The organism is Neotabrizicola paludis (assembly GCF_044142105.1).
GTDB lineage: Bacteria > Pseudomonadota > Alphaproteobacteria > Rhodobacterales > Rhodobacteraceae > Pseudogemmobacter.
Genome location: NZ_JBGTYM010000001.1, coordinates 537937 through 561846 on the forward strand (window position 1 = coordinate 537937; position 23910 = coordinate 561846).

Annotated in this window: 24 protein-coding genes; 11 read left to right on the plus strand and 13 right to left on the minus strand. The window is 63.5% G+C overall.

Features of this window, described 5'->3' with window-relative positions; genetic code table 11:
• The first annotated feature begins 31 nt into the window (after positions 1–31).
• Entirely contained in the window at positions 32–2317 is a 2286-nt protein-coding gene (locus tag ACED67_RS02565; RefSeq protein ID WP_395540462.1) for a hybrid sensor histidine kinase/response regulator, read from the plus strand.
• Positions 2318–2484: 167 nt separating this feature from the next.
• Here the strand turns inward: ACED67_RS02565 and ACED67_RS02570 are convergent, their stop codons facing one another.
• Positions 2485–3078: a hypothetical protein gene (locus tag ACED67_RS02570; protein ID WP_395539960.1), complete on the minus strand. Its 594-nt coding sequence runs from the start codon at positions 3076–3078 to the stop codon at positions 2485–2487.
• A gap of 204 nt (positions 3079–3282) precedes the next feature.
• Between ACED67_RS02570 and recA the strand changes: the two genes are divergently transcribed.
• The 4 genes from recA (at position 3283) to ACED67_RS02590 (ending at position 8367) form a co-directional block, all read left to right on the plus strand.
• On the plus strand, positions 3283–4353 hold the full coding sequence (gene recA, locus ACED67_RS02575; protein ID WP_395539961.1) for a recombinase RecA: 1071 nt from the start codon (positions 3283–3285) through the stop codon (positions 4351–4353).
• A 146-nt stretch (positions 4354–4499) separates the two neighbouring features.
• A complete protein-coding gene (gene alaS / locus ACED67_RS02580) occupies positions 4500–7154 on the plus strand; it encodes an alanine--tRNA ligase (protein ID WP_395539962.1) in 2655 nt (884 codons plus the stop codon).
• Between the two features lies 1 nt (position 7155).
• Positions 7156–7446 carry a DUF1330 domain-containing protein gene (locus ACED67_RS02585; protein WP_395539963.1) on the plus strand — a complete coding sequence of 97 codons (291 nt, stop codon included), beginning with the start codon at positions 7156–7158 and terminating at the stop codon, positions 7444–7446.
• 123 nt (positions 7447–7569) lie between these two features.
• Entirely contained in the window at positions 7570–8367 is a 798-nt protein-coding gene (locus ACED67_RS02590; RefSeq protein WP_395539965.1) for a class II glutamine amidotransferase, read from the plus strand.
• On the opposite strand, the gene ACED67_RS02595 is transcribed toward ACED67_RS02590, so the two are convergent.
• Both ACED67_RS02595 and ACED67_RS02600 read right to left on the minus strand, forming a co-directional pair.
• Positions 8364–8573 carry a YgaP family membrane protein gene (locus ACED67_RS02595; protein ID WP_395539966.1) on the minus strand — a complete coding sequence of 70 codons (210 nt, stop codon included), beginning with the start codon at positions 8571–8573 and terminating at the stop codon, positions 8364–8366. The two genes, ACED67_RS02590 and ACED67_RS02595, sit on opposite strands and share 4 nt — an antisense overlap.
• A gap of 536 nt (positions 8574–9109) precedes the next feature.
• Positions 9110–10609 carry a CoA-acylating methylmalonate-semialdehyde dehydrogenase gene (locus ACED67_RS02600; protein ID WP_395539967.1) on the minus strand — a complete coding sequence of 500 codons (1500 nt, stop codon included), beginning with the start codon at positions 10607–10609 and terminating at the stop codon, positions 9110–9112.
• A 94-nt stretch (positions 10610–10703) separates the two neighbouring features.
• On the opposite strand from ACED67_RS02600, the gene ACED67_RS02605 reads away from it, so the two are divergent.
• The 3 genes from ACED67_RS02605 to coaD all read left to right on the plus strand — a co-directional run bounded on the left by ACED67_RS02605 (position 10704) and on the right by coaD (position 12714).
• The gene (locus tag ACED67_RS02605) at positions 10704–11600 is read left to right on the plus strand and encodes a LysR family transcriptional regulator (protein WP_395539968.1); all 897 of its coding nucleotides are present in this window, start codon (positions 10704–10706) and stop codon (positions 11598–11600) included.
• A 76-nt stretch (positions 11601–11676) separates the two neighbouring features.
• Positions 11677–12111, plus strand: coding sequence for a CBS domain-containing protein (locus ACED67_RS02610; RefSeq protein WP_395539969.1), 435 nt, complete (start codon positions 11677–11679; stop codon positions 12109–12111).
• Positions 12112–12219: 108 nt separating this feature from the next.
• Entirely contained in the window at positions 12220–12714 is a 495-nt protein-coding gene (coaD, locus tag ACED67_RS02615; RefSeq protein WP_395539970.1) for a pantetheine-phosphate adenylyltransferase, read from the plus strand.
• Positions 12715–12766: 52 nt separating this feature from the next.
• Here coaD and ACED67_RS02620 read toward each other — a convergent pair whose 3' ends face one another.
• The 4 genes from ACED67_RS02620 to gap (ACED67_RS02635) form a co-directional block, all read right to left on the minus strand.
• Complete coding sequence (locus tag ACED67_RS02620) at positions 12767–12934, minus strand: hypothetical protein (RefSeq protein ID WP_395539971.1); 168 nt, start codon at positions 12932–12934, stop codon at positions 12767–12769.
• A gap of 185 nt (positions 12935–13119) precedes the next feature.
• A complete protein-coding gene (gene gap / locus ACED67_RS02625; RefSeq protein WP_395539972.1) occupies positions 13120–14121 on the minus strand; it encodes a type I glyceraldehyde-3-phosphate dehydrogenase in 1002 nt (333 codons plus the stop codon).
• 91 nt (positions 14122–14212) lie between these two features.
• Positions 14213–14356, minus strand: a complete 144-nt coding sequence (locus tag ACED67_RS02630) for a hypothetical protein (protein ID WP_395539973.1) — start codon at positions 14354–14356, stop codon at positions 14213–14215.
• Positions 14357–14365: 9 nt separating this feature from the next.
• Positions 14366–15367 (minus strand): type I glyceraldehyde-3-phosphate dehydrogenase, encoded by a 1002-nt coding sequence (gap, locus tag ACED67_RS02635; RefSeq protein ID WP_395539974.1) that lies wholly within the window; start codon positions 15365–15367, stop codon positions 14366–14368.
• A 208-nt stretch (positions 15368–15575) separates the two neighbouring features.
• On the opposite strand from gap (ACED67_RS02635), the gene ACED67_RS02640 reads away from it, so the two are divergent.
• Positions 15576–16553, plus strand: coding sequence for a DUF808 domain-containing protein (locus ACED67_RS02640; protein WP_395539975.1), 978 nt, complete (start codon positions 15576–15578; stop codon positions 16551–16553).
• Here ACED67_RS02640 and rarD read toward each other — a convergent pair.
• From rarD to ACED67_RS02660, 4 genes are all read right to left on the minus strand, one after another.
• Positions 16550–17446, minus strand: coding sequence for an EamA family transporter RarD (gene rarD, locus ACED67_RS02645; RefSeq protein WP_395539976.1), 897 nt, complete (start codon positions 17444–17446; stop codon positions 16550–16552). The genes ACED67_RS02640 and rarD overlap by 4 nt on opposite strands.
• A 68-nt stretch (positions 17447–17514) precedes the next feature.
• Positions 17515–18408 carry a fatty acid desaturase gene (locus ACED67_RS02650; RefSeq protein ID WP_395539977.1) on the minus strand — a complete coding sequence of 298 codons (894 nt, stop codon included), beginning with the start codon at positions 18406–18408 and terminating at the stop codon, positions 17515–17517.
• Positions 18401–18820: a cupin domain-containing protein gene (locus tag ACED67_RS02655; RefSeq protein ID WP_395539979.1), complete on the minus strand. Its 420-nt coding sequence runs from the start codon at positions 18818–18820 to the stop codon at positions 18401–18403. The genes ACED67_RS02650 and ACED67_RS02655 overlap by 8 nt, the downstream gene beginning before the upstream one ends.
• The gene (locus ACED67_RS02660; protein WP_395539980.1) at positions 18817–19353 is read right to left on the minus strand and encodes a pseudouridine synthase; all 537 of its coding nucleotides are present in this window, start codon (positions 19351–19353) and stop codon (positions 18817–18819) included. The genes ACED67_RS02655 and ACED67_RS02660 overlap by 4 nt, the downstream gene beginning before the upstream one ends.
• Positions 19354–19502: 149 nt before the next feature.
• Between ACED67_RS02660 and ACED67_RS02665 the strand changes: the two genes are divergently transcribed.
• On the plus strand, positions 19503–20156 hold the full coding sequence (locus ACED67_RS02665; RefSeq protein WP_395539981.1) for a ZinT family metal-binding protein: 654 nt from the start codon (positions 19503–19505) through the stop codon (positions 20154–20156).
• 54 nt (positions 20157–20210) lie between these two features.
• Here ACED67_RS02665 and eno read toward each other — a convergent pair whose 3' ends face one another.
• Together eno and ACED67_RS02675 are read right to left on the minus strand one after the other, a co-directional pair.
• A complete protein-coding gene (gene eno, locus ACED67_RS02670; RefSeq protein WP_395539983.1) occupies positions 20211–21488 on the minus strand; it encodes a phosphopyruvate hydratase in 1278 nt (425 codons plus the stop codon).
• Between the two features lie 33 nt (positions 21489–21521).
• Entirely contained in the window at positions 21522–22442 is a 921-nt protein-coding gene (locus tag ACED67_RS02675; RefSeq protein WP_395539984.1) for a DMT family transporter, read from the minus strand.
• Between the two features lie 161 nt (positions 22443–22603).
• Here ACED67_RS02675 and ACED67_RS02680 point away from each other — a divergent pair, with 161 nt between their 5' ends.
• Positions 22604–23503 (plus strand): DMT family transporter, encoded by a 900-nt coding sequence (locus tag ACED67_RS02680; protein ID WP_395539985.1) that lies wholly within the window; start codon positions 22604–22606, stop codon positions 23501–23503.
• Positions 23504–23910: the final 407 nt, after the last annotated feature.

The following is a 23910-nucleotide window of genomic DNA, read 5'->3' on the forward strand; positions in this document are numbered from 1 at the left end:
GATCGGGGCGGACCAGGAAGTCAGGTCGGTGATGGCCGCGGCGCGTGGAATTTCAGGTCGCGCCTCCTGGCTGGTTGCTGCTGCGGCGGTCAGCCTGGGCCTGGGTCTTGCCACCGAAGATCCCGCGCAACGCTACCTTCTGGGCGGCACGGGGCTTGCGCTGCTGCTGATCGCCCTTGGCCTGCGCTTGATCGGCATCCTTGACCGGCGACGGGAAACGCTGCTGGGCGAACAGCTTCAACATCTGGTGGGCGAAGACGCCTCGCCCTGCTTCACCACGGATGAGCTTGGACAGATCCTGTTTCGCAATGCCGCAGCGATGACCCGTTTTGGCGAGAATGCCGCCGCCACTCTGGTGGCCGTGCTGCATGAGCAGTTCGCCTCGCCCTCGGCGGTGCTGTTCCGGCTGCAATCTCGCGCCGCCAATATGGGCGCCGCGCGCGAGGATGTGGTCACGCGCCGCGGCCATCTGCGGCTCTCGGTGCATCGGGTTGCGGACCGGCGCTTTCTGTGGCGGCTTGAAGAATTTCAGGACCGCAGCCCGACCGGCCGGGGCGCCGAGGGGTTGAGCCTGCCGATGGTGGTCGCCAATCGCAACGGCGTGGTGCTGTTCTCGAACGAGGCGATGCGGCGCCTGTTGGGCGAAAGACCCAAGCGGTTGGATCGTATCTTCGTGCAGCCACGGTTCAGCTCGGGCGAAGAGGTGCAGGTATCGTCCGTCACCGGACCGATCCGCGCCATCGTGGCCGAGGTTGAGGGGGCAGGGGACCGCCGTGAATTGTTCCTGCTGCCCGCGCCCGAAGCCAAGGACCAGGACGATCTGCCGACCGATTATGAAAGCCTGCCTGTCGCGCTGATGAAATTCGCCCCTGACGGCCATTTGCGCAGTGCCAACCGTGCGGCGCGCGAGTTGCTGGGCAATGAACCTCTGACCGGCCTGTCCTTCCATGAGCTGTTCGAGGATCTGGGCCGCCCGGTGCAGGACTGGCTGACCGATATCATCGAGGAACGCCTGCCCGCCGGATCCGAGGTTCTGCATGTCCGGCAAGGCGGCGAAGAGAATTTCCTGCAAGTGCAATTGCGCCGAATCGTCGAGCTGGGGCGGCCCGGCGCTCTGGCAACCCTTTCGGATGCCTCGGCGCTCAAGAAGCTCGAAGCGCAGTTCAACCAAAGCCAGAAGATGCAGGCCATCGGCCAGCTTGCGGGCGGGATCGCACATGATTTCAACAATCTGCTGACCGCGATCTCGGGTCATTGCGATCTTTTGCTGCTTCGCCATGGCCGGGCCGACAGCGAATATTCGGATCTTGAGCAGATCCGGCAGAACGCCAACCGGGCGGCCGCCCTGGTCAACCAGCTTCTGGCGTTTTCACGCAAGCAGACCCTGAAGCCGACGCGGCTGGATCTGCAAGACGTGCTGTCGGACCTGACCCATCTGCTGAACCGGCTGGTGGGGGAAAGGGTCTCGTTGAAACTGGCGCATGATCCGCTTCTGGGGCCGATCCGGGCCGACCGGCGGCGGCTGGAACAGGTGCTGATGAATCTGGTGGTCAATTCGCGCGACGCCATGCCCGAAGGCGGCACGATCCGCATCGAGACCGAAGCCGTGACCCTGCATGAGCCGACGCCGCGAGAAAAGGTGATTCTGCCGCCCGGCGAATATGCGGTGATCCGCGTGATCGACACGGGCAGCGGCATTCCACCGGATCGACTGGACAAGATTTTCGAACCCTTCTTCACCACAAAACGGGTGGGTGAGGGCACGGGCCTTGGCCTGTCGACGGTCTATGGCATCGTCAAGCAATCGGGCGGCTATGTCTTTGTGACCAGCGAAGTCGGGAAAGGCACCTGTTTCGAACTGCACTTTCCCGTGCATGAGATAACCGAAGCCGACAGCACGGTCGCCCGGGAAGCCACTGCCCGCGACACCAAACGCGTCATGGCGCGCAAAGACGAAGGCGTTGTCCTGCTGGTCGAAGACGAAGCGCCGGTGCGCGCCTTTGCCAGCCGTGCGCTGCGGCTGCGCGGCTATACGGTGCTGGAGGCGGAAAATGCCGAAATGGCGCTGAAGACGCTTGAGGATCCGGGGCTTGAGGTCGACATCTTCGTAACAGATGTGGTGATGCCTGGGATGGATGGCCCATCCTGGGTGCGGCAGGCCCTTGAAGCCCGGCCAAATGTGAAAGTGGTCTTCGTCTCGGGCTATTCCGAGGAGGCCTTTGCCGAAGACCAGGCGCGCATTCCGAATTCGGTCTTCCTCGCGAAACCCTTCTCGCTCAATGATCTGACCACGACAGTGCAGGGACAATTGCACTGATCACGACTGTCAGGTCGGTATGCGCCGGTCCCGGCCGCCAGGTCGGGGAAGGCGAGATCGAGTGCTCGGTGCCGGGCGTCACCGTAGAATGCGCGGCGGCATCAGCCCGCAAGGTCCAGCCCAATGGGCGTCGACCGCGCGACAAGTCGCGCTGGCGCCGCGCCTTTTCAGGGCGCCAAAGAGGCGTAAAGCTCGAAATCCTCGGCTGCGACCTGGTGCAGCAGGGCCTCGGTCTCGGCCGACAGCTCGGTCGCACCTTTGGGCGAGACATTGACACGGGGCAGGATGATCTCGCAGCCCAGCCGGTCTTCCAGGAAATCGACGAAAGTGTCGATCTCCTCATAGCGGAACAGCCGGTCGACCCCCAGGCCCTGCCGTGGCCGCAAAAAGCGCGCCTGGCTGCCGACATCGGCAAAGGCGGGCCGGGGCTCCTGGCACCAGGCACGGACGAAATCGTCAAAGCTCATGCCGCGCGTCGAGCGGTCTGGATCGTGCTGATCCTCGCGCGAGCGAAAGCGATACCATGACCCCAGCCAATCTCGCGGCTCGCGCATCATGGCGACCACGGTCCAATCGGCCTTGGAGGCGGCCTCGAGATAGGGCCCGAAGAAGCGGCGGTAGCGGTGGACGGTCGTATGCTTGAGGACAGGCGGGCGCTGGATCGAAACCGAGGCCAGTGATTCGAGCGCCATCGCCAGGGCGGTCGAGCCAGCCTTCGGCGTGGCCAGAAAGACCAGCCGCTCTTCCCAGAATACCAGCATTCCTGCCCCTTTTCCGCGTTCCGGCCCTTGGCGGCCCGGTTTTCCATGGCGGCATAAACTATCCTTTAACGGAATCGCGCAAAAGCTGATTTTGCGACAATTTACTTGATATGTTCCGGTTTTGTCCGCATAAGACTGTGAACACACGGGGAACATGGGCTAGGATTGCCCGCCTTGGGCGGCTGTGGAATAAGGGAGACGACAATGGCAGTGGCGAACCTTTTCGAGCTCGGGGGCAAGCGGGACATGGACAAGCAGAAGGCGCTGGAAAGCGCACTGGCCCAGATCGAACGGCAGTTCGGCAAGGGCTCGATCATGAAGCTGGGGGAAAACAACCCGGTGATGGAGATCGAGGCGACCTCGACCGGGTCGCTGGGCCTTGATATCGCGCTGGGGATCGGCGGTCTGCCCAAGGGCCGCATCGTGGAAATCTACGGGCCGGAAAGCAGCGGCAAGACCACGCTGACGCTGCATGTGGTGGCGGAAGAACAGAAGAAGGGCGGCGTCTGCGCCTTTGTCGATGCCGAACATGCGCTGGACCCGCTTTATGCCAAGAAGCTGGGCGTCAATCTGGACGAGCTGCTGATTTCGCAACCCGACACGGGTGAGCAGGCGCTGGAGATCGTCGATACGCTGGTGCGCTCGGGCGCGGTCAGCCTGATCGTGGTCGACTCGGTCGCCGCGCTTACGCCCAAGGCCGAGCTTGAGGGCGACATGGGCGACGCGACCGTCGGTGCCCAGGCCCGCCTGATGAGCCAGGCGATGCGCAAGCTGACCGCCAGCATCGGCCGCAGCAATTGCATGGTGATCTTCATCAACCAGATCCGCATGAAGATCGGGGTGATGTTCGGGAGCCCCGAAACCACGACTGGCGGCAATGCGCTGAAATTCTACGCATCCGTGCGGCTGGACATCCGCCGCATCGGCGCGATCAAGGACCGCGAGGAAGTGGTCGGCAATACGACCCGGGTGAAAGTGGTGAAGAACAAGGTCGCGCCGCCCTTCAAGCAGGTCGAGTTCGACATCATGTATGGCGAGGGCATCTCGAAGACCGGCGAACTGGTCGATATCGGCGTCAAGGCCGGTGTCGTGGAGAAGTCGGGCGCCTGGTATTCCTATGGCGATGAGCGCATCGGCCAAGGCCGCGAAAATGCCAAATCTTTCCTCAAGGCCAACCCTCTGGTTGCCGCTTCGATCGAAGACAAGATCCGCGCGGCCAATGGACTGGATTTCCACATGGCCGACGGTGAGGTGGTCGAGGAAGACGACGCCTGATCCGGGCCATTGCGACCCGAAATTCCTTGCGGCCGGAAGGGGAACCTTCCGGCCGTTTCGCTTGGGCCCGCAAAGCCCGTGGACAGGGCGCATCCCCGCCGTTACATGGAACGCGATCAGTTTTTCGCCAAGAAGGCCGCCCTCCCATGCCGTCCTTGAACGACATCCGTTCCACCTTCCTTGATTTCTTCGCGCGCAACGGGCACCGGGTTGTGGAGAGCAGCCCGCTCGTGCCGCGCAACGACCCGACATTGATGTTCGCCAATTCGGGCATGGTGCAGTTCAAGAACCTGTTCACCGGGGTCGAGATGCGCGATTACAAGCGCGCGACCACGGCGCAGAAATGCGTTCGTGCCGGTGGCAAGCACAATGACCTGGACAATGTGGGTTACACGGCGCGCCACCATACGTTCTTTGAAATGCTGGGCAATTTCAGCTTTGGCGACTATTTCAAGGAACAGGCGATCACCTATGCCTGGGAATTGCTGACCAAGGATTTCGGCCTGGCCAAGGATCGGCTTCTTGTCACGGTCTATCACACCGATGACGAGGCGGCCGGGATCTGGAAGCGCGTCGCGGGCCTGCCCGAGCACAAGATCATCCGCATCGCCAGCGACGATAATTTCTGGCGCATGGGCCCGACCGGCCCCTGCGGTCCCTGCACCGAAATCTTCTACGATCACGGCGACCATATCTGGGGCGGCCCGCCCGGTTCGGCCGAGGAAGACGGCGACCGGTTCATCGAGATCTGGAACAACGTCTTCATGCAGAACGAGCAGTTCGCGGATGGCTCGATGCGCCCGCTGGACATGCAGTCGATCGACACTGGCATGGGGCTGGAGCGGATCGGCGCATTGCTGCAGGGAAAGCACGACAATTACGACACCGATCTGATGCGCAGCCTGATCGAGGCTTCGGCCCATGCGACCAGTTCCGACCCCGATGGTCCGGGCAAGGTGCATCATCGCGTGATCGCCGACCATCTGCGCTCGACCTCGTTCCTGATCGCCGACGGGGTCATGCCCTCGAACGAAGGGCGAGGCTATGTCTTGCGGCGGATCATGCGGCGGGCGATGCGTCATGCGCATATGCTGGGCGCGCAGGACCCGGTGATGTACCGGCTGGTCCCGGCGCTGGTGCGGCAAATGGGGGCGGCCTATCCCGAATTGCCGCGCGCCCAGGCGCTGATCGAGGAAACGCTGAAGACCGAAGAGACCAAGTTCAAGCAGACGCTGGACCGCGGGCTGAAGCTTCTGGATGACGAGCTGTCGCGCCTGCCGGAAGGCGGCGACCTGCCCGGCGCGGCGGCCTTCAAGCTGTATGACACTTACGGCTTCCCGCTGGACCTGACGCAGGATGCGCTGCGCGAAAAGGGCCGGGCGGTTGATGTGCAGGGCTTCGACAAGGCGATGGACGAGCAGCGCGCCAAGGCGCGGGCGGCCTGGGCCGGTACGGGTGAAGCCAAGGACGCCAAAATCTGGTTCGAGCTGGCCGAGGCCAATGGAGTCAGCGAATTCCTGGGCTATGACACGGAAAGCGCCGAGGGCGTGATCCAGGCGCTGGTGCGCGATGGTGCGGCCATCGGCAGCGCCGCCATGGGCGAGAGCGTGCAGATCGTCGTCAACCAGACCCCCTTCTATGCAGAATCGGGCGGTCAGGCCGGCGACGCAGGCTGGATCCGCACCGATACCGGCCTTGCCGAAGTGACCGACACCAAGAAGGCCGCCGGGGTCTTCCTTCATATCGCCAGGGTCACCGAAGGCAGCATTCTCAAGGGTCAGCCCGCAAAGCTCGAGGTCGATCACAAGCGTCGCGGCGCGATCCGCGCCAATCACTCGGCGACGCATTTGCTGAACGAGGCGCTGCGCGAAACCCTGGGCAGCCATGTCGCGCAGCGCGGCAGCTTGAATGCGCCCGACCGGTTGCGGTTCGACTTTGCCCATAATGCGGCCCTGTCGCCGGTGGAACTGTCCAAGGTCGAGGCCGAGGTGAACGGCTATATCCGCCAGAATGGCGCAGTCGAGACCCGGCTGATGGCGCCCGATGATGCGCGCGCGCTGGGGGCGCAGGCTCTGTTCGGCGAAAAATATGGCGACGAGGTCCGCGTTGTGTCGATGGGCGTGCAGGACGGCTCGGGCAAGGGCACGGATGGCAAGACCTATTCGATCGAACTGTGTGGCGGCACGCATGTCGGGCGACTGGGCGAGATCGGCGCTTTTGTTCTTCTCGGCGATTCTGCGTCGAGCGCCGGTGTCCGCCGGATCGAGGCGCTGACAGGTCAGGCGGCGCTGGATCATCTGCGGCTTCAGGATACACGGTTGGCCGAAGTGGCGCTGGCGCTGAAGGCGCCGGTGACGGAAGTGGTCGACCGCGTGAAGGCCTTGTTCGATGAACGGCGCGCCCTGCAGAACGAGGTTGCGCAGCTGCGCCGCGAAGTGGCGATGGGCGGCAAGGGCGCGGGCCCGGATGCCAAGGAAATCAACGGCATCAAGCTGATTGCTCAGGTGCTGTCCGGTGTCTCGGGCAAGGATCTACCCGCACTGGTCGATGAGATGAAGGCGAGGATCGGGTCGGGCGCGGTGCTCTTGATCGCCGATACCGGCGCCAAGCCCGCCGTCGCGGCTGGGGTGACGGCCGATCTGACCGACCGACTTTCGGCGGTGACGCTCGTCAAGGCCGCGGCCGAGGCCCTGGGCGGCAAGGGCGGCGGTGGTCGCCCGGATCTGGCGCAGGCGGGCGGGGCCGATATCGGCCAGGCCGAGGCCGCGATCAAGGCGGCGGAAGCCGCGATGGGAGGATGAGATGCCAGTTGCCTTTTGGATTGCCCATGTCGAGGTGACCAACCCCGAGTCCTATGCGCTCTACGCCAAGGGCGCGACCACAGCTATCGCCGCGCATGGCGGCGAGTTCCTGGCGCGCAGCGGCCGCTATGTGCAGCTTGAGGGCCGCGACCGGCCGCGCAACGTGCTGGCCCGCTTCCCGAGTCTTGAGGCGGCGGTGGCCTGCTACAATTCGCCCGAGTATCAGTCGGCGCTGGAACATGCCAAGGGCGCGGCAGAACGCGATCTGGTGGTGGTCGAGGCGCTGGACTAGCCGATTGTTTCAGCCCCCGGCGGATTCTCGCGCGGATTTCAACGCATTCGAAGGGCCGCCCGCTACCTTTGGGGCGGCCTTTCTGTTACAAATGGCCAGAGCCTGCGGGCAAAGAGGGATATCATGTGCCGTTGGGCGGCCTATATCGGCAAGCGCATCTTCCTCGAGGAAATCGTGTCCCGCCCGGGCCACAGCCTGATCCATCAAAGCCATTGCGCCACGCAATGCCATACCGCAACCAATGCCGATGGCTTCGGCATCGCATGGTATGACGGACGGCCCGAACCGGGCCAGTATCGCGACATCATGCCTGCCTGGTCGGACCCGAACCTGCGCAGCCTGACGGCGCAGGTCCGCTCGCCCCTGTTCCTGGCGCATGTCCGGGCCTCGACCGGCACGGCAACCAGCCGCAACAACTGCCATCCCTTCACCCATGGGATCTGGAGCTTCATGCATAACGGCCAGATCGGCGGGTATGACCGGTTCCGCCGCGATGCCGACATGATGATCCCCGACGCGCTTTATTCCAACCGTCGCGGCGCGACCGACAGCGAGGCGCTGTTCCTGGTCGCCGTGGCCGAAGGGCTGGATCATGATCCGCGCAGCGCTTTGGAGCGGGCGGCGGCACGGTTCATTCGCTTGGCACGCGAAAAGGGCGCCGCGCCGCATTTGCGCATGACGGCAGCCTTGTCGGATGGCAAGCAGCTTTACGCCGTGCGCTATGCGACGGACGATCTGGCACCAAGCCTCTATTACCGCTGGTCAGACACGCGGCAAGGCATGGCCGTGGTGTCGGAGCCGCTGGAATCCGACGAGGGCAACTGGACCGAAATTCCGTCGGCCAGTTTTTGCAGTTTCGATGATCGCGGCGGCGTGTTGGTCGAGGATTTCTATCCCTGCCGCCTGGCTTCTGCCGCTTAGGCTTGTTTCACCGGGCAGGTCGAAAATCCCAGGATCGAGTAAAGCGGACAGGTCGACATAAGGCCGGTCAGCAACGGCACGATACCGATCAGCTTGGCCCAGTGCCAAAAACCACTGCCTTGATCGAAGATGAACCAGGCGATCAGGGCGAGGCCGATGACAATGCGCAGGATGCGGTCAATTCCACCCACATTGGTCTTGAACATGTCTGCCTCCATCAAGACGAACTGGACGCATCTTACGCCTGTTCACATCATATTCATAGATGATTGTTTGTCGTAGATGTGATCGGTCGGACGCAGGGAACGCCCGGCTCCTGCGGGAACCCGCCGTGGAACCCTGACCCTAACGGCGGCACGGCGCCGGGGATGAACCGCGTGGAGAGGCAGGTCTGGAAATGCTGCGGGTCAGGGCCAATGTCATGGCTCTGGCGCGACGAAGACGTGTCAGGTCAACCCTAACCCATGGAGGATATCAGGATGGCCGACCCCAGAGACCCGACCAGAGAACAACCCCGCGATCCGCGGCAGCCGCAGGTGCGCGACCCGCACCAGCAACCCGAGCGTGCCCCGGGGCGCCAGCAGGAGCAGCAGGAGCCCCAGCGCCGCCCCGGCCAGCAGCACGGCGGGGAACAGCAGGGCGGTCAGGGGCAGAATCCCCAGCGCCGCTGACGCCAAAGGCCGAAGAAATTGAAACGGCGGGGCAATGCCCCGCCGTGATCGTTTGACTCCCGCGCGGAAGCTCAGTCGAGCGCCTTGAAGTTCAGGTTGGCCCCTTCCTTGATACCCGAGAACCAGCGCGCCGTGACGGTCTTGGTCTTGGTATAGAAGCGGAAGGCATCGGGGCCATACTGGTTCAGGTCGCCGAAGGCCGAGCGTTTCCAGCCACCGAACGAGAAGTAGGACAGCGGCACCGGGATCGGGAAGTTGATCCCCACCATGCCGACATTCACCCGGCTGGCGAAATCGCGCGCGGTGTCACCATCGGCGGTGAAGATCGCGGTGCCATTGCCATATTCATTGTCCATGACCAGCTTCAGCGCGTCGTCATAGCTCTTGGCGCGAACCTGGCTGAGGACGGGGCCGAAGATCTCCTGCTTGTAGATCTCCATATCGGCGGTGACATTGTCGAAGAGCGAAGGGCCGACGAAGAAGCCGTTCTCATAGCCCTGCAGCTTGAAGCCGCGGCCGTCGATGACCAGTTTCGCGCCCTGTTCCACGCCGGAATCGATCAGGCCCAGGATGCGATCCTGCGAGGCCTTGGTGATGACGGGGCCGAAATCGACATCGTCGCCCGCCGTGTAGGGACCGACCTTCAGCTTCTCGATCCGCGGCACCAGCTTTTCGATCAAGGCATCGGCGGTCTTCTCGCCCACCGGCACCGCGACCGAGATCGCCATGCAGCGTTCGCCCGCTGCGCCAAAGCCCGCGCCGATCAGCGCATCCGCCGCCTTGTCGAGATCGGCATCCGGCATGATGACCATGTGGTTCTTCGCACCGCCAAAGCATTGTGCCCGCTTGCCGTTGGTTGCGGCGCGGCCATAGATATATTGCGCGATAGGAGTCGAGCCGACGAAACCGACGCCCTGGATCACCGGATGATTCAAGATCCCGTCGACCACCGCCTTGTCGCCATTGACCACCTGAAGCACGCCATCGGGCAGACCGGCCTCCTGGAACAGCTCGGCCAGCAGCATCGCGGTCGAGGGCACGCGCTCGGACGGTTTCAGGATCATCGCATTGCCGCTGGCGATGGCGGGGGCCATCTTCCACAGCGGGATCATGGCGGGGAAGTTAAAGGGCGTGATGCCGGCGACCACGCCCAGCGGCTGGCGCATCGCGTAAAGGTCGATGCCGGGGCCGGCCGAATCCATGTATTCGCCCTTGAGCATGGCGGGCGCGCCCATGCAGACCTCGACCACTTCCAGCCCGCGCTGCACATCGCCGCGTGCATCGGGCAGGGTCTTGCCATGTTCGCGGCTGACCAGCTCGGCCAGCTTGTCCATGTTCTTGTTGATCAGGGCGCCGAAGGCCATCATCACGCGCGCGCGGCGCTGCGGGTTGGTCGCGGCCCAACCGGCCTGGGCGACGGCGGCCTTGGCGATGGCATCGTCCAATTCGGCCTGGCTTGCCAGCGCAACACGCGCCTGAACCTCGCCGGTAGCGGGGTTGTAAATATCCGCGAAGCGGCCCGAATTGCCCGCCACCCGCTTGCCGTTGATCCAATGACCGATCTCTTGCATGACGCATCTCCTCCGATAGGTTGCGGCGGTTTTACCCTTGCGGATTTGCCAGACAAAGCGGCAATCTGGCAAAAGGGTTTTGCAGGAATGCAATATGGATTGGGATGATCTGCGCGTCTTCCTTGCCGTCGCGCGCAGCGAAAGCCTGTCGGGGGCAGGGCGGCTGCTGCGGATCGATCCGGCGACCGTCGGCCGCCGCGTGGCGCGGCTGGAAGAGGCGATGGGGGCGCGGCTTTTCGTCAAAAGCCCGCAGGGCTATGTGCTGACGGATGCGGGCGGGCGGCTGATTGCCCATGCCGAAAGGGCTGAGGCGGCGGCGCTGGCCGCCAGCGAAAGCCTGTCGGGGGCAGCGGGGCCGGGCGAGGGGTTGGTTGGGCAGGTGCGCCTGGGCGCCCCTGATGGTTGCGCCAACTACCTGCTGCCGCAGGTGATCGCGCGGATCAGCCGTGACAATCCCGGCCTTGAGGTGCAACTGGTGGCCCTTCCGCGCGTCTTCAACCTGTCAAAGCGCGAGGCCGACATGGCGATCGGCGTGTCGCGGCCGGAAACCGGGCGGTTGACCGTGCAGAAACTGGCGGATTATCAGCTCCATCTCGCCGCGAGCCGAACCTATCTGGCCGAGCATCCGGTAGCCGACGCGCAGGATCTGCAAAACCACCGCTTCGTCGGCTATATCCCCGACCTGATCTTCGACAAGGAACTGGATTATCTGGCCGAAATCGGCTCGCCGCCGGTGTCCTTCTCATCCAACTCGGTCTCGGTGCAGCTCAACTTTCTCCGTCAGGGGGCGGGCCTGGGCGTGGTGCATGACTTTGCCCTTGCCGCCGCGCCCGAACTTCTGCGGGTCCTGCCTGACGTGATCGGATTGAGCCGCAGCTTCTGGCTGATCCGTCATGCCGAAGACACGCGGGTCGCCCGGCTGGCCCGCTTCGCCGAAGCGCTGATCCGCGAATGCCGCAGCGAAATCGTGCGCCTCGAATCAAGGGCTTGAACGAAAGGAGGGCTTGACAGACTCGGGTCGTGGCCGGACGCTTGATCTGACAAGACGGGAATGCGGAGGAGGACCCATGCTTGTCGGCCAGATCCTGAAATCGAAACCCGAACAGGCGGTGATCACCATTCCGCCCAAAGCCACTTTGACCGAGGCAGTGACGCTTCTGTCACAGAAGCGCATCGGGGCCGTGGTCGTATCCGCGGATGGCAAGTATGCGGCAGGAATCCTATCCGAGCGCGATATCGTGCGAGAGCTGGGCAAGCGCGGGCCGGCCTGCCTGTCCGACGCGGTCGACACGGTGATGACCGCCAAGCTGGTCTCTTGTGCCAGGGCCGATCAGACCGATGCGGTTTTGCAGAAGATGACGGACGGGCGCTTTCGCCACATGCCGGTGATCGAGGGCGGGGTAATGGTGGGACTGATCTCGATCGGCGATGTGGTCAAGGCACGGCTTGAGGAACTCCATGCCGAAAAGGATGCGCTGGAAGGCATGATCAAGGGGTTCTGACCCCCGGGACAGCAAGGGCCTTCCGCGCTGCGGCGAAAACGCCCTTGCATGTCTTGGCGCAATATTGTTGCGTGTGCCTGCTGCTGAGGCGTGGCAGGGGGGAATTCCATGCGCATCGGTCTATATCCCGGAACGTTCGACCCGATCACATTGGGGCATGTCGACATCATCCAGCGTGCCATGGCACTTGTCGACCGGCTGGTGATCGGCGTGGCGATCAACCGCGACAAGGGGCCGCTTTTCGCGCTGGAAGAGCGGGTCGCGATGGTGGAGGCGGAATGCGCGGCCATCACGGCGGTGACCGGGGGCGAGATCGTCGTCCATCCGTTCGAGAACCTGCTGATCGACTGCGCGCGCGATGTGGGCGCCGGGATCATCATCCGCGGCCTGCGTGCGGTGGCGGATTTCGAGTATGAATTCCAGATGGTTGGCATGAACCGGGCGCTGGATTCTTCGGTCGAGACGGTGTTCCTGATGGCGGATGCGCGACGTCAGGCCATTGCCTCGAAACTGGTGAAGGAGATCGCGCGGCTGGGTGGAGACGTCTCGCGCTTCGTCACTCCGCCTGTGGTGCGGGCGCTGAAAGACCGCTACGGCAAATAGCAAAAGGGGGCCGAAGGGCCCCCTGTGTCATCCATCGGATCTGCGGCGCGGATCAGCCGCGGCCATAGATCGCGATCATCGCCAGCTTCTCGGCATCACCCGGATAAATGTCCAGATCCAGCGCGACACTCCGCGGCATATTGGCGATCTCGTCGCGGGTACGGCGATAGGCCCGGCGCTTGCGGGCGGCTTCTTTCCAGTCTTCAAACATCGTCAGCATCGTCTTCGTCCTTTCGTGCAAGGGCCCGGATGGCCTTTGCATGACAGGGATATGCGCCCTCCGGTTAGCGCAAACAAGAGACTATGCTGCACTGCGGCGTTGCACCCAATGCATAGCTTGTCCTGAAAAGAAAAGGGGCGCCCGCAGACGCCCCTGATCGAATTCTCCATAAAACGCGAATTGCCTCAGATCAGCTTGCCCATGGCAACGGCGGTATCGGCCATGCGGTTCGAAAAGCCCCATTCGTTGTCGTACCAAGACAGGATCGAGCAGAAAGTCCCATCCATCACCTTGGTCTGATCCATGTGGAAGACGCTGGAATGCGGGTCGTGGTTGAAGTCGGACGAGACATTTTTGAACTTGGTGTAACCCAGAATGCCCTTGAGCGGGCCGTCCGCCGCCGCCTGAATTGCGCCGTTGATCTCTTCGACACTGGTCGAGCGCTTTGCAAGGAATTTCAGATCCACGACCGAGACATTGGGCGTCGGAACGCGGATGGCAAAACCGTCGAGCTTTCCTTTAAGCTCGGGCAGCACCAGCCCCACCGCCTTGGCCGCGCCGGTCGAGGTCGGGATCATCGACAGGGCGGCGGCGCGGGCGCGATACAGATCCTTGTGCATCGTGTCCAGCGTCGGCTGATCGCCGGTATAGCTGTGGATGGTTGTCATCATGCCCTTCTCGATGCCGATGACGTCATTCAGCACCTTAGCGACGGGCGACAGGCAATTGGTGGTACAGGACGCGTTCGAGACGACCAAATCGTCCTTGGTCAAGATGCCGTGGTTCACGCCATAGACGATGGTCTTGTCGGCCCCCTCGCCCGGAGCCGAAATCAGCACCCGCTTGGAGCCATTTTCCAGATGCGCCAGGCATTTTTCCTTGGAGGTGAAGATGCCCGTGCATTCCAGCACGATATCGACATTGCCCCAGGGCAGATCGGCGGGATTCTTGATCGCCGTCACCTGCATTGCGCCGCGCCCCACGTCGATCCAGTCGGGCCCGGTGGTCACGTCAGCCGGGAAGCGGCCATGAACAGAATCGAAGCGCAGGAGATGCGCGTTCGTCTCGACCGGGCCAAGATCGTTGAGCGCGATGACCTGAATGTCGGTGCGGCCTGATTCGATGATCGCGCGCAGGACGTTGCGGCCGATGCGGCCAAACCCGTTGATGGCAACCTTGACGACCATGGTCTTCCTCCGAAGCTTGCTGGATCGCGGAACGCGGTGATAGCGCTAACAACGCCAGCCGCGCAGGAAAAGCAAGCCCAGTCTGCCCGGGTCAGTCCCAGAATTCCAGCATGTCCATCATTCCGAAGAACTTGCGCACAAGGAAAAGCAGGCTTTCGCCGCCCGTCACGGCGAAATCGACCGCGATCCCTGCCAGGATCAACAGGGCCAGGATCAGGGCAACGCGGTCGGTCAAGGTGTCCTCCTAGTTGAGGAGCCGCCCCATCACACCCGCCACATCGGCCATCCGGCAGGAGAAGCCCCATTCATTGTCATACCAGGCCAGCACGCGAACGGAACGGCCGACGACGCGGGTCTGGTCGGGGGCGAAGATCGAGGATTGCGGGGTGTGGTTGAAGTCGATCGAGACCTTGGGCTCGGGATCATAGGCCATCACCATGCCCATGTACCCGGCGCAGGCCTCGCGGATGATCTGGTTGATCTCTTCAGCAGTCACGGTCTTGCCCGCGATGAAGGTCAGGTCGACGGCCGAGACATTCGGCGTCGGCACCCGGATCGAGCTGCCATCCAGCTTGCCCTTCAGCTCGGGCAGAACTTCGCCCAGCGCCTTGGCGGCCCCGGTGGTGGTGGGAATCATCGCCATGGCGGCGGCGCGGGCGCGATACAGATCCTTGTGCCGGCGGTCGAGCGTGGGCTGATCGCCGGTATAGGAATGGATCGTGGTCATGATGCCGGATTCGATACCCACCGTGTCATTCAGCACCTTGGCCAGCGGAGCGAGGCAGTTGGTCGTGCAGGACCCGTTCGAGACAACCAGATGCTCGGCGGTCAGCGCGCGATGGTTCACGCCATAGACCACGGTCTTGTCGGCGTTTTTCGCGGGGGCGGAGATCAGAACGCGCTTGGCGCCACGGCCCAGATGGACGGCTGCCTTGTCGCGGTCGTTGAACTTGCCGGTGCATTCCAGCACGACATCCACACCCTGCCAGTCAAGCTCTTGCGGATCATAGGTCGACATCATGCGGATCGGGCCGCGGCCCAGATCCAATTGACCATCGGTGACCTTCACCACACCGGGAAAGCGGCCGTGGACCGAGTCATATTTTAGAAGATGCGCGTTGGTCTCGACCGGCCCCGTGGCGTTGATCGCCACCACCTGCACATCGTTGCGGTTCGATTCTGCGATATGGGCAAGGGTGCAGCGGCCGATCCGGCCGAAACCGTTGATGCCGACGGTGATGGTCATGGGCTGCGCTCCGGGCTTGGCTTTTCAGGAACTCTTCAAGGGATGATCGGTTATCTAATGTGTATCCCGGAGTATTCAAAGCCTGAAAACGACGTGATTTCATGTTGTTAGCGCAAACCTGGCATGTTTGCGCTAACCGTCGTCGCTGCTTTGCAGAATCTTTAGCCGGTGATTAACTCGAGATTGGTTTTCAAGGGGAAGCAGTGAGATGAGTGGACTTCTGGCGCTCTTGGACGATGTGGCGGCGATTGCAAAGGTTGCGGCGGCTTCTGTTGACGATATCGCCGCCGCCGCCACCAAGGCCGGTGCCAAGGCCGCAGGCGTTGTCATCGACGATGCGGCGGTGACGCCCAAGTACATCCACGGTTTCTCGGCCGACCGGGAATTGCCGATCATCTGGCGAATCTCGCTGGGCTCGCTCAGGAACAAGCTGATCGTCCTTCTGCCGTGTCTTCTGGCACTAGACTATTTTCTGCCTCAGGCGATCACGCCACTGCTGATGCTGGGGGGGGCCTATCTGTGTTTCGAAGGTGCAGAGAAGCTGTTTCATGCCTTGGCACCCCATTCGGATGAGGCCGTCGCATCGGATTTCGACCCGAAGGATGCCGCGCATCTCGAGGAAGAAAAAGTCGCGGGCGCGATCAAGACCGATTTCATTCTGTCGGCCGAGATCATGACCATTGCCCTGTCCACCATCGAAAGCCCGAGTTTCTGGTTGCAGGCGCTGACTCTGGCCATTGTTGGCGCCATGATCACGGTCGCGGTCTATGGCGCGGTGGCGTTGATCGTGAAGATGGACGATGTCGGCCTGCATCTGGCAGCCAAAGCGAAGGGCGGCGTCCTGCGCGGGCTGGGGCGGGGGCTCGTGCGCGGCATGCCAAAGCTCTTGGCCGTCCTGTCCACTGTCGGCACGGCGGCGATGCTCTGGGTTGGCGGCAGCATCATCCTGCACGGGCTTGAGGTCACGCATCTTTGGCCCTGGCCCTATGAGACGATCCACGCGATTGCGGTGACGATCGCCCAGGCGATGCCCGGCGGCTTGCAGGGGGCCGTTGAATGGCTGGTGACGGCAGCGCTGGATGGGATCGCCGGGCTGGCCTTGGGATTGCTGTTGATCCCGGTCGCGACGCGGGTCATCGCGCCGCTCTGGGCCAGTCTGACCGGCGGCAAGGCCGAGGCACATTAGCGTCGGCGCAGCACGGCGGTCAGATAGGCTACAAGAGAGGCCCAGATGAAGACGAAGCCCAGAAGCTTGCCCGCGCTGAACGGCTCGCCGAACAGGAAGACCGCCGTCAGGAAGATCATCGTCGGGGCGATGTATTGCATGATCGCGATGCTCGACAATGTCAGGCCCTTGGCGCCATTGGCGTAAAGGATCAGCGGCACAGCCGTCACAAGGCCCAGGCCAAGAAGCAGCAGATCGTCCGCGATATTGCCCTGAAGGAAATGGCTTTCGCCATTCGCCGCCAGCCAGATCATGTAGGCCAGCGCGAAGGGCAGCAGGATCAGTACTTCCAGCGCGAAACCCTGGTTCGGCCCCAGCGGAAGCCGGCGCTTGAGATAGGCGTAGAACCCCCAGGTGACGAACAGACCGATGGCAACCACCGGCACTTTGCCGCTTTCCACCGTCAGGATGATGACCGCGATGGCCGCGCCCGCGATGGCGACCCATTGCAGGCCGCGCAGCCGCTCGCCCAGGAGAAGCGCGCCCAGCAGGATCGAGAAAAGCGGGTTTATGTAATAGCCAAGGGCCGCGTCCAGCGCATGACCCGAGCCGATGGCCCAGACATAAATGCCCCAATTGACGCTGATCAGGGCCGCGGTCATCGCCCCCATGCCCAACATGCGCGGGCTGCGCAGCGCGGCGCGCAGATCGGCGGTACGGCCGCGCCAGGCCAGCAAGGCCACCGCCACGGGAACCGACCAGACAACCCGATGCGCGACGACCTCACTCGCGGGAATATGCGCTACGAGCTTCATGTAAAGCGGCAGAAACCCCCAAAGCAGATAGGCCGACAGGGCATAAAGAAAACCGGCGCGCGTGTCGCCCTGCATCGGGGGGGAGGTGGTCTCGGCCATGATGCCTCGGGTCTAGAGTGCTGCGCCGGGCGGCGCCACGGTAAACTTGTGCCCCTTACAATGGCAGCTCAGCGCCGGCGGGTCAGGTAATCGCGGGTGAATTCCGCATAGCCATCGGCCGTGACCTTGAGATGCGCCTTCATCCGCTGATGCAGTGCCGGAAGCTGATGGAAGGGCACTGCCGGATAGGTGTGATGCTCGGCGTGATAGGGCATGTTCCAGGCGAGGAACCTGACGATCCGGGTGGTGAATGTGGTGCGCGTGTTGAGGAACATGTCGGCCACTTGCGGGCAATCGCCATGCTCGGCCAGAAGGTAAAGCCGCAGCAAGGGCTGCCCTAGCAGAACGGGAACCAGCCAGAGCCAGAGAAGCGCCGGGGAGAAGAGCAGCGAGGCCACCGCCAGGGCATAGAGCGCCAGCAGGATGCGCGCCTCGCGCTGCATCCGGGGCAGGGCGGCTTCGGGCAGATAGGGCGCCTGCACCCGGCCCAGGGCCTGCGACCAGAGCAGCGCGATCCCCGCATTCCAATAGGGCAGGCCCGAGACATGCCAGGTCCAGGCCCGCAAACTCGCGGGCTTATCACTGTCAAGTTCGGGATCCTTGCCGGGCAGGTTGGTCCAGCGGTGATGGGCCAGATGGAAATAGCGGAACCACTCGAAGGGCAGGACCAGCACTAGCCCGCAAGCCCTCCCGGCCGCCTCGTTCAGCCGTTCCGAGGCGAAGGGCGTCTTGTGGGTGCATTCATGTTCCAGGGTGAACAGGAAGACCAGCAGCACGCCCTGCACCGGCAGCAAGAGCGGCCAGAGCGGCACCCGCAGCAGGATCAGCAGCGAGATCAGGGCGATCAGCCCCAGATGCCCGGCCAAATGCCGCAGGCCCGCCGCATCCGACCGCGCGGTCAGCACCGCCTTCTCCTCGGCGGGAAAGGTTGCGAGGAAGGTCTTGTGACCCGTCTCAGCCATGCGGCAGATCCCAGCCCGGCGGGGCAAGCTCAAAGCCCTCGAAGCGAAAGCCGGGCGAGACCGTGCAGGAAACCAGCGTCCAGTCCCCGCGCGAGCGGGCCGCCTGCCAATGACCCGCGGGTACCATGATTTGCGGCCGCTCCTCTGCCAGAATGGCGGGGCCAAGGCGGTAGTCGGTGGCCCGGCTTTCGCCCATCGACAGGGTCAGCGCGGCACCGGCATGCCAAAGCCAGATCTCGTCGGCATCGACGCGGTGCCAATGGCTGCACTCTCCTGCCTTGAGCAGAAACAGGATCGCCGTGCCGCTGGCCCGGCCGCCAATCTCTGGCCCGCGCCAGGTCTCGCGATACCAACCACCCTCGGGGTGGGGCTGAAGGCCCAATTCGGCGATGATGCGTTCAGCGGTGGTCATGCATCCCTCCAGGCCCCCGGCGGCAGGCCCTCAAGCGTCCAGTCGCCCACCCGCCAGCGGATCAGCCGCAGGCAGGGCAGGCCGACCGCCGCGCACATGCGGCGGACCTGCCGGTTGCGGCCTTCGCGCAGCGTCAGTTCGATCCAGGCATCCGGGACGGACTTGCGCGCACGGATCGGCGGGGTTCGCGGCCAAAGCCATACGGGCGTATCGACCAGACGGGCGCGGGCAGGGCGGGTCATGCCATCCTTGAGCATCACGCCCTCCGACAGCGCCGCCAAGGCATCTGGCCCCGGCGCCCCCTCGACCTGCGCGAGATAGGTCTTTTCCAGCTTGTGCTTCGGATCGGCGATGCGGGCCTGCAACCGCCCGTCATCGGTCAGGATCACCAGCCCCTCGCTGTCGCGATCCAGCCGTCCGGCGGCATAGACGCTCTTGACCGGTAGCACATCGGCGAGGGTCGCGCGTCCTTCGCCATCTGTGAACTGGCACAGCATGTCATAGGGTTTGTTCAGCAGGATCAGGCGGGTCATGGCCCTAGCTGCCACGGGCCGAGGGTTTGTGCAAAACGAATCTGGTTCCAGGCAAGCCCGGGTTGCGACCGGCTCGGCAGCTGTTTACCTCCATCCTTAATATGATATGTTATTACATATGAATCACTGATGCAGAATAGGAAAACACGATGCGGACACCGACGTCACTCTCACTCATGATCCTGGCCGTCACATTTGCGCTTGGACCCGTGGCTCAGGCCGAGACCGCGAAAGCCGGCCACGATCACCACCATATGTCCGAAGCCGAAAAGCAGGTTTATGCAGGCTATTTCGAGGACAGCCAAATCCAGCCGCGCAGCCTGGCGGACTGGGCGGGCGACTGGCAATCCGTCTATACCCTGCTGAAGGATGGCACTCTGGACCCGGTGATGCAGGCCAAGGCCCAGAAAGGCGATAAATCGGCCGAGGATTATAAGGCCTATTACGAGATCGGCTACAAGACCGAGGTCGACCGCATCGTCATCCAGGGCGACAGCGTGTCCTTTCACAGCGGCGATGCGGTTGTGACCGGCACCTACGCCCAGGATGGCCACGAGGTTCTGACCTATGAAAAGGGAAATCGGGGCGTGCGCTATGTCTTCAAGAAGACGGCTGGCGATGCGGCGGCCCCTCCCGTTATCCAGTTCTCGGATCATGCCATCGCGCCGCAGGCCGCGGGGCATTATCACCTTTACTGCGGCGACGACCGCGCCCAGCTGCTGACCGAGCTGACGAACTGGCCGACCTATTACCCCAGCGCGCTAAGCGGGGGCGATATTGTGCATGAGATGCTGGCGCATTGACCCCAAAGCGGGCGCCTCGACGGCGCCCGCCTCCGGAGCAGCGCTACGGGACCTTTAGCCCTTCAGGATCGAGCGACCGGCGAATTCCGCCGTCTCACCCAGCATTTCCTCGATGCGGATGAGCTGATTGTATTTCGCCATCCGGTCCGAACGCGACAGCGAGCCGGTCTTGATCTGTCCGCAATTCGTGGCCACCGCCAGATCGGCAATGGTCGAATCCTCGGTCTCGCCCGAGCGGTGCGACATGACGTTGGTATAGCCCGCACGATGGGCCATATCGACGGCCTGAAGCGTCTCGGTCAGGGTGCCGATCTGGTTGACCTTGACCAGCATCGAATTGGCGACGCCCTTCTTGATCCCTTCGGCCAGACGGCGCGGATTTGTCACGAAGAGATCGTCGCCCACCAGCTGCACCTTCTTGCCCAGCTTGTCGGTCAGAAGCTTCCAGCCTTCCCAGTCATCCTCGGCGCAGCCGTCCTCGATCGAGATGATCGGATAATCGGCGACCAGTCGCGCCAGGTAATCAACGTTCTTCGCCGGGCTCAGCGTCTTCTTCTCGCCGGCCATGACATAGTTGCCCTCGATGAAATACTCGGTCGAGGCGCAGTCGAGCGCGAGGCAGATGTCATCGCCGGGCTTGTAGCCGGCCTTTTCGATCGCCTTGAGGATAAAATCCAGCGCCACGCGCGAGGATTTCAGATTCGGCGCGAAGCCGCCCTCATCGCCCACATTGGTGCCATGGCCCGCCGCCGAGAGTTCTTTCTTCAGCGTGTGGAAAACTTCCGACCCCATGCGCACCGCTTCGCGGATGTCGCTGGCGCCAACCGGCATGATCATGAATTCCTGGATGTCGATCGGATTGTCGGCATGGGCCCCGCCATTGATGATGTTCATCATCGGCACAGGCAGGATACGGGCCGAGGTGCCGCCGACATAACGATACAGCGGCTGGCCCGAATATTCCGCCGCCGCCTTGGCCACCGCCAGCGAGACGCCCAGAATGGCATTGGCGCCCAGGCGCGATTTGTTCGGCGTTCCGTCCATCTCGATCATGGTGCGGTCGATGCCGACCTGTTCGGTCGCGTCGTAGCCGACCAGCTCTTCGGCGATCTCGCCGTTGACGGCGGCCACCGCCTCGAGCACGCCCTTGCCCATATAGCGGCCCTTGTCGCCATCGCGGCGCTCATTCGCCTCATGCGCGCCCGTGGAGGCGCCCGAGGGTACGGCGGCGCGGCCCATGGCGCCGCTTTCCAGATGCACGTCGACCTCGACCGTCGGGTTGCCCCGGCTGTCAAGGATCTCGCGGGCGTGGATGTCGATGATCGTGCTCATGGGGACCTCACGGAGCGCTGGATTTGCCCCCGTTTAGCCGCCCTTGGCCTGCAAGGAAAGCGCCGCCTTTCGCTTACGTTCACGCGCGAAGGCGTAAAGGCCCGAGGCGACCACGATGGCCGAGCCGATCAGGACATGCGCTTCGGGTCGCTCGCCCAGGAAGATCACCGCAAGCGCCACCGCAAAGACCAGACGCGAGTAGCGGAACGGCGCAATGGCCGAAACCTCGCCGATGCGCATGGCATGGACGATGGCATAATAGGCGACGAGGCCTGTCAAAAGCGCGCCGCCCAGGTTCAGGGCCGCGGGCAGGGCGGGCAGGATGAAGGCGTCACCCTGCATGACCATGAGAAGACCGCCCGCCGGAACGGTGGCAAAATAGCCCCAGGCCGAGACGCTGAACGTGCCGAGCGAGGGTTTCATCCGGCGCGTGGCCAGATCGCGCGCGGCCAGCGTGATGACGCAGAAGATCATTGCCACGCCCGCGATGTGAAAACCGCCCTGCCAGGGCGACAGGATGACCAGCACGCCGAGGAAGCCTACGCTCACGGCCAGCCAGCGCCGCCATCCCACGGCCTCGCCCAGAAACAGGGCAGCGCCCAGGGTCACGATCAGCGGCTGGGCCTGCAGCAAGGCCGAAGCCAGCGCGAGCGGCGCCAGCGCCAGGGCGATGATGTAGAAAAAGGCCGCCGAGGCCTCGCCAAGATTGCGCACAAGCGCAGCGCCCTTGAGCGCTTCGGTCGAGAAAACCCGCTCGCGCCGCGAAAGGGCGAGAAGCGCGAAGACCAGTGTTCCGGCAATCCCGTTTATGATCAGCACTTCGCCCGGAGGAAGGTCGACCGTCGCGCGCTTCAGGAACAGGTCCTCGACGGCGAATCCGGCCATCGACAGAAGCATCCACAGCGCCGCCCGGGCATTCTCGCCCGATGCCGCCCCCGTAACCGCCGTTGTCATGCCGCCCCTCCCTGCCAATGCGGCACCATGAGGCACAGCCCGCCCTGCATATCGGGCAGCGCGCCCGGACGTAACCCCATCCGCGACCTTCACGGTCGGGTTCGGACAAGTGGCGCTCGGCGGTACTGGGCGATAAGCCTCGGGAAAGGCAGGAGGGACAGATGGGCAAGGACAGGCTGGACAGTGCGGGGCTGGCGATGCTTCTGGGCGTGCAGCTGCTTCTGGCGTTCAACCAGATCGTGGTGAAGCTGGTGAATGCCGGCTTGCAACCCGTGTTCTTCGCGGGATTGCGGTCTGCCTTGGCGGTGGCCTGCCTCTGGCTATGGCTGCGCCTGCGCGGGCGGCCGCCCCGCCTGCATCGCGCGGCCTTGGGTCAGGGGCTTCTGATCGGCGCGATCTTCGCCGCCGAGTTCCTGTTCCTTTTCGTGGCGCTTGACCTGACAACGGTGGGACGGGCTTCGGTCATCATGTATTCCATGCCGGTCTGGTTCGCGATCCTGGCGCATTTCGGTTTGGGCGAACGGGTGACGCCCAACACCGCCCTTGGCCTGGGCCTTGCCTTTGCGGGCTGCGCCTGGGCGATCCTGTCGCGCGGCCCGGGCGAGGGCGGCAGCCTGATCGGCGATCTTTGTGCGCTCGGTGCGGCCTGGGGCTGGGCGGGCACGGCCTTCGTGGCGCGCCGCCCGGTGATGCGGGCGGAAGGGCCAGAGATGCAGCTGTTCTGGATGGTGCTGGTCTCGGCCCCGATCCTGCTTTTGGCGGCGCCCTTCTTCGGACCACTGATCCGCGACCTGCAACCGATCCATTTGGCCGGTCTGGTGTTTCAATCTGCGGTGGTGGTCTGCGGCGGCTTCATCTCGTGGCTCTGGCTGATGTCGGTCTATCCTTCTGCGACCGTCGCGTCCTTCTCGTTCCTGACCCCGGTGCTTGCGGTCTTGTTGGGCTGGGCATTGATGGGCGAGTCGCTTTCCCCCTCGATCCTGGGCGCGGTCGGTTTGGTGGCGATCGGGATAGTGCTGATCAATCGGGCACCGGCGCGGCGGGTGGATGAGGGCAGCTAGAATCGCGATCCGACCCAGAACGGATTCGCCCCCAGCTTCACCCAAGGCATGAGGCACCCGCCCCAAGGCGGCCCATAGCTTGGGAAAATCCACGGAGTTGAGAATTCACTCCAAGTTTGTCCACAAGGCTACCCACAAGATATAGTGGCCGCATCCGGGTGTAGCCCATTTCCAACACGGCGCCGTCAAGCCGGAAAATCTGTCGGATGCGCAAAAAAAGGGTTTGAGTCCGCCGGGCGAATACGACAGTTTGACGAAGCGATCCGGCGAGACACTAAATCTAGTGCGGATGGCGACAGCAACGAAGCATCCGCTGGCACCCGTATCAACGGTGCCAAACCCCTGACCACAAAGCGTGGCCCGGGCAGGTCGTCTTGTCGCTGCGCCACCGTCGGTTCGGGCAAGAA

Bases quoted from the DNA above. Each gene is read 5' to 3' on its own strand.
- ACED67_RS02565 (WP_395540462.1), top strand. From the start codon at position 32: ATGGCCGCGGCGCGTGGAATTTCAGGTCGCGCCTCCTGGCTGGTTGCT.
- ACED67_RS02570 (WP_395539960.1), bottom strand. From the start codon at position 3,078: ATGCTGGTATTCTGGGAAGAGCGGCTGGTCTTTCTGGCCACGCCGAAG.
- recA (WP_395539961.1), top strand. From the start codon at position 3,283: ATGGCAGTGGCGAACCTTTTCGAGCTCGGGGGCAAGCGGGACATGGAC.
- alaS (WP_395539962.1), top strand. From the start codon at position 4,500: ATGCCGTCCTTGAACGACATCCGTTCCACCTTCCTTGATTTCTTCGCG.
- ACED67_RS02585 (WP_395539963.1), top strand. From the start codon at position 7,156: ATGCCAGTTGCCTTTTGGATTGCCCATGTCGAGGTGACCAACCCCGAG.
- ACED67_RS02590 (WP_395539965.1), top strand. From the start codon at position 7,570: ATGTGCCGTTGGGCGGCCTATATCGGCAAGCGCATCTTCCTCGAGGAA.
- ACED67_RS02595 (WP_395539966.1), bottom strand. From the start codon at position 8,573: ATGTTCAAGACCAATGTGGGTGGAATTGACCGCATCCTGCGCATTGTC.
- ACED67_RS02600 (WP_395539967.1), bottom strand. From the start codon at position 10,609: ATGCAAGAGATCGGTCATTGGATCAACGGCAAGCGGGTGGCGGGCAAT.
- ACED67_RS02605 (WP_395539968.1), top strand. From the start codon at position 10,704: ATGGATTGGGATGATCTGCGCGTCTTCCTTGCCGTCGCGCGCAGCGAA.
- ACED67_RS02610 (WP_395539969.1), top strand. From the start codon at position 11,677: ATGCTTGTCGGCCAGATCCTGAAATCGAAACCCGAACAGGCGGTGATC.
- coaD (WP_395539970.1), top strand. From the start codon at position 12,220: ATGCGCATCGGTCTATATCCCGGAACGTTCGACCCGATCACATTGGGG.
- ACED67_RS02620 (WP_395539971.1), bottom strand. From the start codon at position 12,934: ATGCTGACGATGTTTGAAGACTGGAAAGAAGCCGCCCGCAAGCGCCGG.
- gap (WP_395539972.1), bottom strand. From the start codon at position 14,121: ATGGTCGTCAAGGTTGCCATCAACGGGTTTGGCCGCATCGGCCGCAAC.
- gap (WP_395539974.1), bottom strand. From the start codon at position 15,367: ATGACCATCACCGTCGGCATCAACGGTTTCGGCCGGATCGGCCGCTGC.
- ACED67_RS02640 (WP_395539975.1), top strand. From the start codon at position 15,576: ATGAGTGGACTTCTGGCGCTCTTGGACGATGTGGCGGCGATTGCAAAG.
- rarD (WP_395539976.1), bottom strand. From the start codon at position 17,446: ATGGCCGAGACCACCTCCCCCCCGATGCAGGGCGACACGCGCGCCGGT.
- ACED67_RS02650 (WP_395539977.1), bottom strand. From the start codon at position 18,408: ATGGCTGAGACGGGTCACAAGACCTTCCTCGCAACCTTTCCCGCCGAG.
- ACED67_RS02655 (WP_395539979.1), bottom strand. From the start codon at position 18,820: ATGACCACCGCTGAACGCATCATCGCCGAATTGGGCCTTCAGCCCCAC.
- ACED67_RS02660 (WP_395539980.1), bottom strand. From the start codon at position 19,353: ATGACCCGCCTGATCCTGCTGAACAAACCCTATGACATGCTGTGCCAG.
- ACED67_RS02665 (WP_395539981.1), top strand. From the start codon at position 19,503: ATGCGGACACCGACGTCACTCTCACTCATGATCCTGGCCGTCACATTT.
- eno (WP_395539983.1), bottom strand. From the start codon at position 21,488: ATGAGCACGATCATCGACATCCACGCCCGCGAGATCCTTGACAGCCGG.
- ACED67_RS02675 (WP_395539984.1), bottom strand. From the start codon at position 22,442: ATGACAACGGCGGTTACGGGGGCGGCATCGGGCGAGAATGCCCGGGCG.
- ACED67_RS02680 (WP_395539985.1), top strand. From the start codon at position 22,604: ATGGGCAAGGACAGGCTGGACAGTGCGGGGCTGGCGATGCTTCTGGGC.